Below are 14038 nucleotides of genomic sequence, written 5' to 3'. Positions count from 1 at the left end.
CGTTTCGCCCCTTCCTGACGATATCGAAGCGCTCAAGGCGCTGCTGGCGAGCGCGACCCAGCGCGCCAATGAGGCCGAGGCCAAGCTCGCCAATGCCCATGCCCGGGAGAGCGCCACCGAGGCCGTGATCGCGCACCTCAAGCTGCAGATCGCCAAGCTCAGGCGCGAGCAGTACGGCGCCAGTGCCGAGCGCACCCGGCGGCTGCTCGACCAGATGGAGTTGCAGCTCGAAGATCTCGAGGCCGACGCGGCCGAGGATGATCTTGCAGCTGAAGCCGCGGCCGAGAAGACCGCGACCGTCACCGCCTTCGAACGCAAGCGGCCATCCCGGAAGCCGTTTCCCGAGCATCTGCCGCGCGAGCGGGTCGTCGTGCCGGCGCCATGCTCTTGCCCGGCCTGTGGCGGCACCCGGCTGTCCAAGCTGGGTGAGGACGTTACCGAGACGCTCGAGGTGATCCCGCGCGCCTGGAAGGTCATCCAGACCGTGCGCGAGAAGTTCTCCTGCCGGGACTGCGAGACGATTACGCAGCCGCCGGCGCCGTTCCACGTCGTGCCACGTGGCTGGGCTGGTCCCAGCTTCCTCGCCATGCTGCTGTTCGAGAAGTACGGCCAGCATCAGCCCCTCAACCGTCAGGCCGAGCGCTTCGCCCGCGAGGGCGTGCTGCTCAGCACTTCGACGCTCGCCGACCAGGTCGGTGCCGCCGCCTTTGCGCTGATGCCGCTCTATCGCCTCATCGAGGCGCACGTCCTCGCCGCCGAGCGATTGCATGGCGACGATACGACCGTGCCCGTCATGGCCAAGGTGAAGACCGATACGGCCAGACTTTGGGTCTACGTGCGCGATGATCGGCCGTTCGCCGGCGCCGATCCGCCCGCGGCGCTGTTCCACTACTCCCGCGATCGGCGCGGCGAACATCCACGAGCGCATCTCGCGTCGTGGTCAGGGATCCTGCAGGCCGATGCCTATGGCGGCTACGGCGAGCTCTACGCTCCCGGACGTATGCCTGCGCCCGTGCTCGAGGCTGGCTGCTTTGCCCATGCGCGGCGCAAGTTCTTCGAGCTGGCCGACGTCGCCGGCGCAGCTCGCAAGAAGAGCCGCGGTGAGCATGCCGGCATGATCTACCCGATCGCGCTCGAGGCCGTGCAGCGGATCGATGCCCTGTTCGACGTCGAGCGCGGCATCAATGGCAAGGACGCGGCCGAGCGGCTCGCTGTGCGCCAGGAACTGAGTGTGCCGCTCATGGCCGAGCTTCACGTCTGGCTCACCACCCAGCTCGCCAGGCTGTCGCGCAACCACGATCTCGCCAAGGCCATCAATTACATGCTCCGGCGCTGGGACGCCTTCACCCGCTTCCTCGACGACGGCCGGATCTGCCAGACCAACAATGCCGCAGAACGTGCCCTGCGGTGCGTGCCGCTCGGACGGAAGGCTTGGCTGTTCTGTGGATCCGATCGCGGCGGTCAGCGCGCGGCCATCCTCTACACCCTGATCCAGACCGCCCGCCTCAACGACGTTGATCCGCAGGCCTGGCTCGCCGATGTGCTCGCTCGCATTGCTGAGCATCCGGCCCGCCAACTCGATCAGCTGCTGCCGTGGAACTGGCAGCCAACCCAGCGCTCGATCACCACCTGATCCGCGCTACGCCGCGGCTTTCACCGGATGGCTACGCCAAGACATGGTACCGACAGCGATAACTCATCGCGGCTGACCAAGCAGAAGGAACCGCCGGAACCCGCCACTTCGCCCGCCATTAATGCAATCATAGAACGTATCGACTATGGTTGCCGCATGAACCCCGATGCACTGATCGCCTGGACATCGCTCTATATCGCTGTGGACTCCATGGCGCTTATCTGCGCGGTGCTGTCGGTCATCGTCACCGCGTCTGAATTGCGAGCGGGCACATGGCGCCCCGCCCTCGGAACCAGGCTCGACATTGCTTTGGCACTGCCGAAAATCTGGCTCCGATGGCAGAAGAACTATTTTCACGGCGCACCGGTCATAGCGCTCATTGCGCTCGCCTTCGCCAATCACATCGGCTTCGAGGTCTTCTGGAACATCGAGCCTATCGGTTGAACCACGCGAGCGTGACGCCTCTGCTCGGCTGTGACGCGAGTCCGATCCCAGACCTCTGCCGCAGTTGATATGTGCTGACGCTCGAGAGGATCGCTCGCACATAGCCGCGGGTCTCTCGGAACGGCGGCAGCCCGCCGTACTTCATCACATTGCCTGGACCTGCATTGTATGCCCCGAGCGCGAGCGCCCAATTCCCGAATGTGTCCAGCTGCTTGCGCAGGTAGCGCGCTCCGCCATCAAGATTTTGCACAACGCTCCATCGATCGAAAACACCCAGAGAGGTCGCGGTGCCGGGCATGAGCTGGGTCAGACCAGAGGCGCCTTTCGAGCTGATCGCGAGCGGGTTGTAGCGGCTCTCCTGGATGATCAGCGCATCAAACAGATCGACCGGCACCCCCGCCCCGCACGCAGCTGTCGCCATCTGACCGAAATACCGTTGCCGCCGCAGTTCCTGCGCCGCGTTCAGAGCTGGGTGCGGCGCGTAAGGGACAGGCCCGCACGCCGTGATCGATGCGTTCGACGCGAGCGGCGCGGTGACATCGGTTGAGGAAGCCCTCCCCTTCATCCATGATGGGATATTCATGCTCGCGACAAGGCTCGGGCCAGAATCGGTAATGGTTTCGGGAGCCAATGCTTCGAATTCGCTGTCGAGACGTGCGGAAGACACCGCTGCCGTATCAGCGCTGGTAGATGGCGTGCGCCCCGGTTCGAGGAGACGAAACTCGCCATTGCTCGCGGTGAAGGCGCTTACCTCCACCTGGCGAGCATTTGCCACATTGGCCATGGCTAAAGGTACGGCGATGACGATGAAACTTTTGGGGATTTTCATGAACAAGCCTCTGACTTGAGGCTTGGTTCGGTTATCGCGCGTTCAATTCTACACCTCATCATTGACGACGCAAGCGCCCCGCCAGGTTTTGAGGCAAGAAGATCGGCGCCGCGCTCACAACTGTGGAGGTAGTGAGCGACGTACTGCCGTCGCCAAGTTACGCCGTAAGGGCCGATCCGCCTGTCACAACGGACGCTGGACGCTCAATCGCCAGCCTCATGCGAGCGCAGACGCTCTTGGACTCCGGAAAAGAACATCGCGATCCTGTGCTGGGCAAGTTCACGGATCGCGACTTCCTCCTCCTCGCCTCCGCTTTCACCATAGGATGTCCCTGGTTGGCTCGCCTGATGCAAAAGTGCTTCGGCAAGGCCCGGAACGTCATCAGCCGCCGCACCGCGATCACGCAGCGCGACCGCGTAGAGGTTCTCAAGGAGAAAATTGATCTTGCTGATCTCGGCGTTCAGAAAGATGCGCGTGTCGTCCATGGCCTGGTCCTTGTCCTAGCGCACGACATGATAGCCAACGGTGCACCCAACCAATACTCCTGCGAAGCAGAGCAGGCAGCTTGATTTCCAATCCCCCGTCGAGCGGGAATTAGAAAGTCGGATCCGACCAGCGGTTCACGGTTTTGAGGTTGCCGTCGAACCGGCGCCGCAGGTCGATGGTTCGCCCGCGCTCAGTGAGGTCCATTCGCTTAAGGGAGTCCTCCGTCACCGTGTTGGCGCCGAAGAACTCGTTGTCGCCGTGCCAATTCTTTCCCTCGATCAAACGGAGGTTCCATGCCCCCTTGGGCACCTGTACACTCGCGGATTGGTTCTCGCGGACATAGGTCGCGAAGATCGGCTCGGAGCGTTTATTGAGCAGCTGAACGACGACCTTCCGGTCGCTCGCGATCACCATGAGCGGCATCGTTTCGCCGGACGCATAAGCCCGACGCACCTTGAACTCCCCGCTCTTTGGGAAGGGCTCGGAAAAACTGAAGTCGGGGAGGAAGTCCCACCGTTTCGCGTCTGTGTAGAACCTCAATCCATAGGTCAGCAGCACCAGCGGGAGCACAAGCTTTCCCGCCCAGGCGACCCGGGTTTTTGCCCCTCGCTCTCGCCATCAGCGGTCCTTTTGGTACACAAAGCCTTGTCGGTTCGGGTCGCAGCGGGCGCCTGCCCAGTCGCCTCGTTCGACACGCGACCTTCGATCGTTCCAGCGCGTGTCCCCCGGGGCACCGGGCCGCGGACCTTTACGCTCGCGCATGTAATCCCGATCATCAATGCCCATAGCGGATCTCCCGCGGAAGTAGCTCGGGCTGTTGAGCGAAGGCGTGCCGAATGTGCCGCTCCACACTTTCTCGGCTCGGAGTTTCCGACCCTGGCAGGCGCAGCGTGGCGTATCCAGCGGCCGCCATCATGCGATCCCGGCGGGCATCTGAATCGGCCCGGTGGTAGCGATCGTCGAGCTCGATCAGCAGGACGACCTTTCCGGTCTGACGATCTTCAACGACGTAATCCACGCGCTTGCTCGAGAACCTGTTCCGAACGGACGTCGCCTGAGAGCGGTTCAGACCCTTCTTGGGCTTGAGGATCGCACCCATCGATACTTGAGCGTGGATCCTCGCCCAGGGCAGCGTTTCTTCAATCAGCGCGAGCGTCCTGCGCTCGATCGGCGTCATCAGGGGCGCCGGCATCACGTCGAGCGTTGGCCCCGATGGTCGCCGCCCAAGCCAGGCTTTCACCAGTAGCGCGAACCCGAGAACCATGAGGAGCGGCAGAAAGCTCCGTAAGAGTGACCACTAGCCATCGATCGCCTCCGCTTGCAAACCGCCGTGCGAGATCGCTGCCCGGACCTTCAACCAATCGCGTCGACGTCGGAGGGCGAGCCCCGCCAGCTCGACAAAGGTAACCGCGATCCGGCCGACCACAGCGGCCGCAAACAGCGCGAAGCCAATCGCCGCCACATCCGCCAAGACCTGCTCCTGCGCGATCGCGTCCGCCAAGTGGCCGCATCGCGCATAAGTTTGGGCATGGGAGTCACATCGCATGGGCTTGTGGATCGTGATCGCATCGGCAAAGTCCTCGAGGCCTGCCTGCCTGACGATGGATGCCAGAGTGTTCGATGGTGTCAGCATGTGATCGCCCTCATCGGCTGCGTTCGATATTGCGTTCGGGCAGGTCCACGTCCTTCGCCGGGGCCGGCGTGTCCGATGATTTGGCTGCGCTAAGGGCTTCAAGCCCGTGCGTCGGAAAGCCGATCGCGGAACCAGCGCCGTTGAGTACGCCGGCGGATACGCTCGCGCTGAATTTGCCGACCTTGCTCGCGTCAAAGCGCGAGGCTTTGCCAAGGGTCTTCTCTCCGGTTGTTTCGAGAGCGCTGGTCTTCTCACCATCATTGCGCGAAATCGTCCGCAGGAGCTGGTCGCGGTCGTTCGTGAAAATCTCCACGTCCTCGCGGACGCGCGTGAGCATCACATAGCTCAACTTCTGGGTGGCGAGGTTCTGCTCAGTCGAGTGCATGACGCCGATACCCCTGTCGGTCGTCATGCCCTGCGCCTGGTGCATGTTGATGGCGTAGGAAAGCCCGAGGCGCTCGAGCATCTTGTCGCCGAGCTGGAGTTCGAGGACCTCTCCCTTCGCGTTCTCAATCTTCACGCCGTTCTCGCCGACCGAGAGGATCTTGGCAGCTTCGGAGTTCAGCAGGCCCCGCTGCTTGTCGTTGTCGGCCCAGCGGATTTTGTCGCCCCCATGCAGTGACGTATCCATCTTCTCGGAAAGCTTCAGCGTATCGCGCTGATCTGCAGGATTGATCTTCTGCGGATTGAACCGGAGCTCCCGGCCGCTCTCATTACGCAGGACTACCCTGCCCTTGGTATCGGAGCCGAGGACTTCGTACCGCCCTCGCAGGAGGCTGATGTCGTCATTGCGCCGGACCACGTCGAGCACGAGACCGGCGCGGTATGTTTGCGGGTACCGCAGTTCCTCCCGCGTCGTGTTGACCTGCTGCAGCGTTGTAACCCGCACGCCCTCGCCCGAGATCGACCCCTCGCTTTTGAGGCCGGCTTGGACCAATTCGTTGAGTTCCGAGCGCGCAACCCGGCCAGAAGCATAGATCGCGGTGCGTTCGCGATCTTCAGGCGACAAGCTGAGCCAACGGTCCGCAGCCTGCTCGAGATACTCGTTGCCATGGGCCTGGACCCGCGCACCGAGCACCTGGAAGGCCTCCTTGAAGCTGCCCGCCCGGCTGAGCGAGGCCACCTGCTGCATGTGCTCGGTCTTTTGCCGCTGGCTCGTGTCGAGGCGCGCCATCGCCGGGTCGTGGCTTTGGGCAAGACCGAAGGCCTTGCCCCAGTCGATCGAAGCCAACTGCTTCTCATCGCCCGTCATCCATAGACCGTCGAGCTTGAAGACATTGGCGATGGTGACGAGGTTATTCATAGCTTCGTTGGCGACGAGCGAGGCCTCATCGAGCACGAGGACCTTGTTCTCGAGCGCAGCCCTCGAGGCCTCGAAGGCCGACCCCTGCCCTGCCCTTGCGCCGCGGATATGCTGGTTGACGAAGGACGACACCGTGGTCGCGTCGATGTTGGTTTCGTCGCGGAGCATGGCGACCATTTTGTTTGCCATGGCAAGGCCGATGACCTCCTTTCCATGATCGGTGGCGACAGCGGCCATGGCCTGCAGCATGGTTGTCTTGCCGGCGCCGGCGACGCCCTGTATCACGACGACGCGATCGGGCGAACTCAACGCAAGAGTTGCCGCGGCGAGCTGCTCACCATTGAGCGGCCGCTCGGCGGCGGCCTGCAGCTTCTCGCTCACCACTTCGGCGGAGACGATCGGCGCCGTGGCCCCCCTGCCCTCGTCGATACCGGCAAGCAGCTGACGCTCCTGAGCGATATGCTGCGGTGTGGTGACCTGACTGGAGACCCCGTCCAGCCTCGTCGTCGCTCCTGGGATCAGCTTGCCTTGGCCCACCAGGGCCGAGACCCGGCTCTCCGCTCCTTCGATGGTCACGCCCGGCAGGCCAAAGTTCAGGGCCGACTTGTAGATATCGTTGACCGAAAATGCCGCCTCACGCTGCCCCAACATTCGGATCGCGGAGGCTACCGCCATTTCGGTTCGCAGCTGCGCCGGTGACAAGGAGGCTCGGGCCAAGCCCTTGGTCGTGAGGTCGTCTGCGGGCCGCAGGTAGTCGCCTATCACACCGCTCACGCTGGCGATGATCTCCTGAACCCTGGCCGGAATTCCGATCGGCTTTTGCCCATCGATCCCAGCGCCGACAGCACTCCGGCTGAGAGCTTGGCTCAAGAGCGCCTTGCCATCGAACCCTAGGGCGGCGGAGCGATTGACCCAGGACTCCCCGAGCTTCGCCCGATCATCGACCGTGATCTTGGGATCCCGGGAATTGACCACCACACGGTCCCGGCCCTGAGGCGTGGTTATGCCGATCTCGTTCGCTTTGGCGACCACCTCCTCGCGCCGTTGGCTGAACTCCTGGATGACGTCCTTTGGGACGCCTCTGATCTCAAATTGCCCATGTTTGCCGGTAAGCTCAGTTTGATATCCAAGCTTGGCAAGTTCCTCTCGGAACGCGGCGTGATAGGCCGAACCGATCGTCGTATTGTTCTTCCAGAGCTCACCATTCCACAGCGCCTGCCATTTGCCAGCCGCGGTCCTGGTGATCGCTGCGACGACGACATGAATATGGCCCTGGGGGTCGAGCTTGCGGCTCGTGTCGTGCTCGAACATGGCATAGACGAGATTGCCCGTTCGCACAGGCTCGCCGCTCTTGTTGCGGCTGTAGTCGCGTGCCTCCGCCATGGTCTTCTCGACCCAGCCCATCGTCGATTTGACGGCGGCCATGTGCGCCGCGAGGATGCGCTTGTCGCCGGCGATGTAGGCCATGACGCTGGCCGACTTGGGCATCGAGAAGGTGAGATCGATTCCAGTGCGCCGGTTGGCGCTCTGGTTCACCAATGTCCCATCGGGCAGCTTGCCGTTGAGGAGGTTTTCGAAGTCCTCCTTTTTCACATCGCCCGTAAGCCCAAGCGCCTCAGCCCCCTTGCCGCCCCACCCGGTGGCCTCGGCCGAATGCTCGGCCGTGTAGTAGTCGTCCTTGGCGAAATAGTTGGCAGCTCCGCCGGCGGAGCGCACCGATGCGATGGAGTGCATGGTCTACATCTCCATCCCGAAATCGTCGCCGGCATCGTGGTCCCGGCGATGCTCCTCCTCCTCGAGACCGATACCCTGACGCTCTTCCTTCGCGATCAGGCTTTCCTGCTCCGATTTTCGAGCATTGGGCCGATCGGCTTCCTTCCGCTGGTCGGAGGTCTGGAGACGCTGAGCATCGGTACTTCCCTGCTGCTCACGCTCGCTCTCCCGCCTGTCATCCGTGCTCCCGGTGTTGGGCGATTTGAGGCCGCCAAGCCACTTGGGCGCTTGCTCGCCTTGCCCCGTCGGGCTCGAGGCCCCTGGCTCTTCGGTCGGCTTGGCCGGCGCCATCGGGAACGCGCTACGCAGGGCTTCCGCGCTGAGCTCTGCCTCTGACCGGTCATCAACCGCTGCAGGATCCTTCTCAGGCTGCCGCTCACCACGATCGAGGACCTCCTGCGGCTTGCCGTCAGGCCCGTCGCCCTCGCGCCCTTCCTCGCCCATTTCGTCGTCGGATTCCTCCTCCGGGGAGTATTCGGATGCCCGCATGGTGGTGACCCGTTCGAAGCCTTCGGCGACGTGGGGATAGCTCAACCATTTCAGCTGGATCTTGGCTGCCGGGAAGCCGTCCGGGAACTTCACGAAGCCGTGGAGCGAGGGCAGTTCCTTGATGTCGTCCGGCATCACCAGATGCTGGACTTCCTTGCGCGGTGTGATCGTCGAGGCATCGCGCGAATTGTTGTAGCCGTAGCTGTATGCCTCATCCATTTGGCGCACTTCGCGGCTGCCGATGAAGTCCGAGCAACGCTTCGCCGTCTCGATATCCGAGGTGGTCAGGATGAGCTTCGTTCGGGCGAGCGAACCGAGATTGATCGCGCCATTCTCGCCGTAGGTTTCGGCGAGTTTTCCGAACGAGTGGATGCCCAGAACGAAGGCGCCGCCGACCGCGCGGGCGGTCTGCAGACCATGCTCGATCGCCGGCAGACGATGAAGCGCGTGGACCTCGTCGAGGAGAAACCAGGTACGCAGATTTCGGGTGCGACCGATGCGGAACAACGCGTTCACCGCGAGGTCCATCCACAGCGTCAGCAGGGGCCTGTTCAGCACGAGGTCCGGGTGGGTCGAGGTAATGAACAGAATAGCGCCCTCACCGCCCTCGTCGGCCATCCAACGATTGATCGAGAAACCCTCCTCGCCGGGCCTGGGATCGGGGAGAAAGCGGAGCGCATTGGCGTGCGTGTTGAAGGTCGCGCGGATGGACTCCGCCATCTTGGCCGCCTGGGTCGCGACGAGCGGTGCGGCGACCGTATTTTCGAGCTCCTGGCTGATGGTTTTCAGGTCAGCCTGCATGAGATGATAGGCCAGCGCGCCGTTGCTCGTTGCGCCCTTCTGGATGAGCTTCATGCACATCTCGACGAAGAGCGTGCGGGCGGCCTTTTGCCAGAAGTCATCCTCTGCATTGTGGCCGCTCGGAATGAGCGCCGTCGCGGCCGACAGGAACTCAGCGTAGTTGTCGCAGTCGGAGAAGATCGTCCACGGCTTGCAGCGCCGGTCCATCGTGTTGAGGATGGTGTCCGTGTCTGGATTGAAAAAGCTCTCGACGAAGCTGCCGGTGAGATCGAAAATCACGCAGCGGTGCCCCCGCGCGCGGGCCTGCGTCACGAGCTTCTTCAGCTCGGTGGTCTTCCCCGCACCGGTCGTGCCGATGAACATCGCGTGGCTTTGTTCGAGCCGCCACGGATAGGGGATGCCGGCAAGCAAATAGGGCACGTGAAAACCGCTGCGAACGCGCTCGGCGGTGGGAAGATCAAGGACCGCCGGAGGAGACGCCGGCGGCGAACGATCTGCGCATTCCTTGTCGAACTCCGCGCGGTTGTGACGGCGGATCTCTTCGACGAGCTGATCCTTGGGAATAAGCAGTGCGCCGCGTTCATGGCGCTCCTTCAAAATCTCAGTCCCGCGCTTCCTCGAGTAGTCGATAAACCAGAGCGTCAACGGTGCGCAGATGAACACCGAGCCTAGCCCCGAGGCCAACAACAGACGCATGAATTTCGCCCACGCCACAACGACGGCCGAGTGGTGCGGAACCCACGACATCTGCCCTACGACGACCGAACCATCGGGCAACGTAAGGTTGACCGGCTTGTGCGGATTGAGCGCCACCCAATTCCACAATTCCGCGTAGATCTTCATCAGGCACAGCTGGATTTCGTGTTCCTCGAAATAGAAGGCGGAGATGATCGACAGAAGCACGGCGGAGGTGCCAAGCCAGGTCAGGATCGGAACCCGGATTCCTGCCCAGGTCATCATCAGCTCATGCGAAAAAAGCTGCGATCCCCGGGTGAAGTTTCCAGCGTTTCGGACAACCTTCCCGCGCGCCGAATGATGCTCGATCGTGGCGGCGGATTTGCTGAAGCGGATGTCCTGATCAGCCATGGTAGGTCGCCACGTTCGTAGTGGCCGCCTGGATCAAAACTTCGGCATCTTTCGCATCGGTTTCGGTTGCTCGGCGAAGGCAGTCGATGACGAGGATTTCGAGCCCGGTCAGCAGCCTGTCGATGTTCACGTTCTGAGAGCGTAGAGCGAGCGGCGCGCCGATCTGGATGATGTGGCGAAGCGCCTCAGAGCGATCGCATGAACGGATCGACGCGACCTGGTCGATCATGCCCGCCATGTCTGGCTGCAGACGCACGCCGACGACTTGGCTTTCTGAAGGTGATTTCATTTCCAAGCCTTTTCGAAAGAAGGCTTGGTTCGGTTATCGCGCTGCCATTCTTAATCGCCAGCAAGCGCGGTGTCTACCGTCTAAGCGTTTACAGACAGGGCCGCGGAAACGCGTGATTTTGCGGGATAAACTAAACGACACCAATGGCGTTTACATGCGTAAACGCCGTTTACGCGCGTTAACGGCGCAATATCACCTACTTAGAGTTACGGCTTGCCGTGTAGGGTGTGCTTCCGTAGTAGGCACTTCATCACCTCGAATAATGGTTGGTCGGATTTAGGAAACGGACAATTCTTTCCCGTTCCTGTGGGGATATTTAGCCGAGCCGGCGCTTGATGGCTACCCTCGTTGTTCGCCCTTACGCGTCGCAATCGCGCCTTCGGTCCACAGATAGCCTGCATGAATATGCAAACTGACAACGATTACTGACTCACTGCGGGGCCAGGTATCGCCCGGCAGTTCCTTGCAAAGCTGCCGCGCCGCGATGTTGGATTTTGAAAGAAATGGCGTCTACGGCTGCCTGATCAGCCCGGCACATCGAATAGCCGTGAAAGGGAAATGCATCATGCCAGAGACCGAGCCTAAACCGGATGTTACCGCCCTCACGGTTCAGTTGCTGAGCGCGTATCTGGCAAACAATACTGTCGCCTCAAACGAGCTTGCCGACCTCATCCGCACGACGCGATCTGCGCTCACCGAAGATCCGCCGGCGGCATCTAACCCGGCAGCCGACGAACATCCGGCGCCAGCGGTCACGGTGCGCAAAAGCTTGGCCTCTCCCGACCATATTCTTAGCCTCATCGACGGCAAGCCCTACCAGACGCTGAAGCGGCATTTGACGCGCCACGGATTGACCCCTGAGACCTATCGAAAACGCTACAACCTCCCGGATTCGTATCCCATGGTCGCGCCAGCTTTCGCGGCTAAGCGGCGCGAGATCGCTCAGAAGATTGGACTTGGCGTCAAGCGGAAACCTGAAGCTGAATCGCCGGATGCTGGGAGCCAGACTGGAGTGGTCGCCGAGGTTGTCGGCAAGATCGAAGCCGCCGCGCCGCAGACCGAAAAGGCGGTAAGCAAGTTGGCGTCGACGAAGGCTTCATCTCCTGCCCGCTCTCGCGCAAAGGCAGCTCCTGAAAAGGCTGCGGCCTTAACCGCAGCGAAGGCCCCGGCCGAAGCGCAAAAGCTGACCCAGGAGAAGGCCGCTTCCCCTGCCCGAACCCGCTCGAAATCGCCTGCCGCGAAGACACCGCTCGCAAAAGCTCCGAGGATCGAAACGGCGGAAGAGAAGCCTGTCGCAAAGCGAGCCGTCGACACTGCGAAGCGCAAGGCCTCGGGCAATTCTTCCGCAAAAAAGACGACGAAACCGGTCGCCGATCTGAAGCCGGTGGCTGCGGCGGATGGCGCCGCCTCGCAAGTTCAGGCCGCGCCGTCGGAGGAAGCAAAGCCGAAGGGTGATGCGGGTGCGAAAGCGGCGGCTGCCACCTCCAAGGCTCCAACGCGCAACCGAACGAAGGTGGTACCTAGCGGCCAGGCGAAATCGGAATCGGCCGTTGTCGACACCGCGAAGTCGCCTCCACGGGCGAAGCTCGGTTTGTTTCGTAGCAAGGCAGTGGAGCCGGCCGTCGATGCACCCGTGCCGCCCGTTGAAGACGTCGTCTCGGACGATGCTGGGGCTGCACGCAAGGCGCCCAAAGCTAAACGGATGGCACGGATGCCCGCTGCCAGTCCGCAGGGCTGACACGGCGGCAGATCGGGGACGATAATGAGTTGGCTAGAGCGCAGAACGCCCGAAACCAGGAAGCCCTACGATGCCCGTTCGGAGGGCGACATTGATTACGGTCGTGTCGTCCACTCGGCGTCTTTCCGCCGGCTCCAGGGCAAGACGCAAATCCTCAATCTCGGGGACAGCGATTTCTATCGGACGCGGCTGACGCATTCGCTTGAAGTCGCCCAGATCGCGGGAGGCATCGTGAAGCAGTTGCGCTTCAACTATCCAGACCATCCCGCCCTCGCCAGCCTGCCTGAGCACAGCCTCATCCAAGCTATCGCCTGTACGCACGATCTCGGCCACCCCCCGTTCGGACACGGCGGGGAAGTTGCGCTGAATTATTGCATGCGCGCCGACGGCGGTTTCGAGGGCAATGGGCAGACCTTGCGCATCCTTTCGCGGCTCGAGAAATTTTCGAGAGAGGCGGGTTCGAACCTGACACGCGAGACGATGATGGGCGTCCTCAAGTACCCCATTGCATACGATCTCGCTGCGAACCCTGCCATCAAGCCGAAGATGCTTGAGGAGACCAGCGGGACACCTCTGCTGGACCGCGAAGCATCGAAGCCGCCAAAGTGCTACTTGGGCACCGAAGACGATGTGGTCGACTGGATCCTACAGCCTCTGTCGCGAGGCGATCGGGACCTGTTCCAAGGCTTCGAGGCGAAGAAGGGCAAGCATCACAGGGCGCAGCACAAGTCGCTCGCTTGCAGCATCATGGACCTCGCCGACGACATCAGTTACGGGGTCCACGACCTTGAGGATGCGCTGGCGCTAAGGCTTATCGAGCCTAACGATTTTCGCCGTCATGTACCGCCCGACAAATGCAAAGGAATACTCGACTACCTAGCTGTCCAATATGCTGCGTGGGGGGAGTACGGCAACGACGTCTACGAAGGTTTTGTAGAAAGGCTGTTCGGTGGCGGCGACCGCCGCAAACACCAGATAAACCGGGTGCTGAACTACATCATTCCGTCCGTCCGATTTGACGAGCATACCGAGTTCGAGGAGCCTCGCTTGCGCTATCGGGCCGGCCTGCCCGGACCGGTCAAAACCTTTGTCGATGCGATGAAGGACTTCATCTACGAAATGGTCATTCGAAGCCCAAGCGTGCAGCACCTAGAACTCAAGGGACAGATGATGGTGATCGCAGTTTTCGAGGTGATGAAATCGGATCCAAAGAGCTTCCTGCCGACGGACATCTACGCCAAGCTTGATAGCGGTGAGAAGCCTGCACGCGTAATATGCGACTACGTGAGCGGGATGACCGACAATCACCTCCTCCGCACATACGAACGGCTCTTCTCGCCCCGCCTAGGCTCCGTGTTCGACCGCCTGTAATGGGACATTTCCTATATCGCAGATACCCGCGATTGACGCGTCCACCAAATCAGGACAAATCCAACTTGCCAATTAGTGGCAGGATGCGAGTTAGGCTGACCGCACGTCGTGGGAATGCCGTCCACAAGCGGCGAGACTTCGGATCAGAATTTGTGGACTTGGG

Annotated in this window: 12 protein-coding genes; 4 read left to right on the top strand and 8 right to left on the bottom strand. The window is 61.8% G+C overall.

What is annotated here, in order from left to right; translation table 11 throughout:
* Together tnpC and OLX23_RS23160 are read left to right on the top strand one after the other, a co-directional pair.
* The coding region (gene tnpC / locus OLX23_RS23165) for an IS66 family transposase (protein ID WP_264447633.1) at positions 1 to 1633 on the top strand (1633 nt) is incomplete at its 5' end.
* A gap of 27 nt (positions 1634 to 1660) precedes the next feature.
* Positions 1661 to 2077 (top strand): hypothetical protein, encoded by a 417-nt coding sequence (locus OLX23_RS23160; RefSeq protein ID WP_264447632.1) that lies wholly within the window; start codon positions 1661 to 1663, stop codon positions 2075 to 2077.
* Here OLX23_RS23160 and OLX23_RS23155 read toward each other — a convergent pair.
* The 8 genes from OLX23_RS23155 to OLX23_RS23120 form a co-directional block, all read right to left on the bottom strand.
* Positions 2067 to 2906 (bottom strand): lytic transglycosylase domain-containing protein, encoded by an 840-nt coding sequence (locus tag OLX23_RS23155; RefSeq protein WP_264447631.1) that lies wholly within the window; start codon positions 2904 to 2906, stop codon positions 2067 to 2069. The genes OLX23_RS23160 and OLX23_RS23155 overlap by 11 nt on opposite strands.
* A 203-nt stretch (positions 2907 to 3109) precedes the next feature.
* Positions 3110 to 3391: a hypothetical protein gene (locus OLX23_RS23150; protein WP_264447629.1), complete on the bottom strand. Its 282-nt coding sequence runs from the start codon at positions 3389 to 3391 to the stop codon at positions 3110 to 3112.
* Positions 3392 to 3500: 109 nt separating this feature from the next.
* Entirely contained in the window at positions 3501 to 3962 is a 462-nt protein-coding gene (locus tag OLX23_RS23145) for a hypothetical protein (protein WP_264447628.1), read from the bottom strand.
* A gap of 205 nt (positions 3963 to 4167) precedes the next feature.
* Complete coding sequence (locus OLX23_RS23140; protein WP_264447627.1) at positions 4168 to 4569, bottom strand: DUF2726 domain-containing protein; 402 nt, start codon at positions 4567 to 4569, stop codon at positions 4168 to 4170.
* A gap of 120 nt (positions 4570 to 4689) precedes the next feature.
* A complete protein-coding gene (locus OLX23_RS23135) occupies positions 4690 to 5025 on the bottom strand; it encodes a hypothetical protein (RefSeq protein ID WP_264447626.1) in 336 nt (111 codons plus the stop codon).
* A 10-nt stretch (positions 5026 to 5035) separates the two neighbouring features.
* On the bottom strand, positions 5036 to 8062 hold the full coding sequence (mobF, locus tag OLX23_RS23130) for a MobF family relaxase (RefSeq protein WP_264447625.1): 3027 nt from the start codon (positions 8060 to 8062) through the stop codon (positions 5036 to 5038).
* Positions 8063 to 8065: 3 nt separating this feature from the next.
* Positions 8066 to 10477 carry a type IV secretion system DNA-binding domain-containing protein gene (locus OLX23_RS23125; protein WP_264447624.1) on the bottom strand — a complete coding sequence of 804 codons (2412 nt, stop codon included), beginning with the start codon at positions 10475 to 10477 and terminating at the stop codon, positions 8066 to 8068.
* Complete coding sequence (locus tag OLX23_RS23120) at positions 10470 to 10766, bottom strand: hypothetical protein (RefSeq protein ID WP_264447623.1); 297 nt, start codon at positions 10764 to 10766, stop codon at positions 10470 to 10472. The genes OLX23_RS23125 and OLX23_RS23120 overlap by 8 nt, the downstream gene beginning before the upstream one ends.
* A gap of 484 nt (positions 10767 to 11250) precedes the next feature.
* Here OLX23_RS23120 and OLX23_RS23115 point away from each other — a divergent pair, with 484 nt between their 5' ends.
* Positions 11251 to 12504 carry a MucR family transcriptional regulator gene (locus OLX23_RS23115; protein ID WP_264447621.1) on the top strand — a complete coding sequence of 418 codons (1254 nt, stop codon included), beginning with the start codon at positions 11251 to 11253 and terminating at the stop codon, positions 12502 to 12504.
* Between the two features lie 24 nt (positions 12505 to 12528).
* Positions 12529 to 13875: an anti-phage deoxyguanosine triphosphatase gene (locus OLX23_RS23110; protein WP_319641344.1), complete on the top strand. Its 1347-nt coding sequence runs from the start codon at positions 12529 to 12531 to the stop codon at positions 13873 to 13875.
* Positions 13876 to 14038 lie beyond the last annotated feature (163 nt).

This window comes from Novosphingobium sp. JCM 18896 (assembly GCF_025938095.1).
GTDB lineage: Bacteria > Pseudomonadota > Alphaproteobacteria > Sphingomonadales > Sphingomonadaceae > Novosphingobium.
This window is presented reverse-complemented; position numbering and strand designations above follow the sequence as displayed.

Bases quoted from the DNA above. Each gene is read 5' to 3' on its own strand.
- OLX23_RS23160 (WP_264447632.1), top strand. From the start codon at position 1,661: ATGGCTACGCCAAGACATGGTACCGACAGCGATAACTCATCGCGGCTG.
- OLX23_RS23155 (WP_264447631.1), bottom strand. From the start codon at position 2,906: ATGAAAATCCCCAAAAGTTTCATCGTCATCGCCGTACCTTTAGCCATG.
- OLX23_RS23150 (WP_264447629.1), bottom strand. From the start codon at position 3,391: ATGGACGACACGCGCATCTTTCTGAACGCCGAGATCAGCAAGATCAAT.
- OLX23_RS23140 (WP_264447627.1), bottom strand. From the start codon at position 4,569: ATGACGCCGATCGAGCGCAGGACGCTCGCGCTGATTGAAGAAACGCTG.
- OLX23_RS23135 (WP_264447626.1), bottom strand. From the start codon at position 5,025: ATGCTGACACCATCGAACACTCTGGCATCCATCGTCAGGCAGGCAGGC.
- mobF (WP_264447625.1), bottom strand. From the start codon at position 8,062: ATGCACTCCATCGCATCGGTGCGCTCCGCCGGCGGAGCTGCCAACTAT.
- OLX23_RS23125 (WP_264447624.1), bottom strand. From the start codon at position 10,477: ATGGCTGATCAGGACATCCGCTTCAGCAAATCCGCCGCCACGATCGAG.
- OLX23_RS23120 (WP_264447623.1), bottom strand. From the start codon at position 10,766: ATGAAATCACCTTCAGAAAGCCAAGTCGTCGGCGTGCGTCTGCAGCCA.
- OLX23_RS23115 (WP_264447621.1), top strand. From the start codon at position 11,251: ATGTTGGATTTTGAAAGAAATGGCGTCTACGGCTGCCTGATCAGCCCG.
- OLX23_RS23110 (WP_319641344.1), top strand. From the start codon at position 12,529: ATGAGTTGGCTAGAGCGCAGAACGCCCGAAACCAGGAAGCCCTACGAT.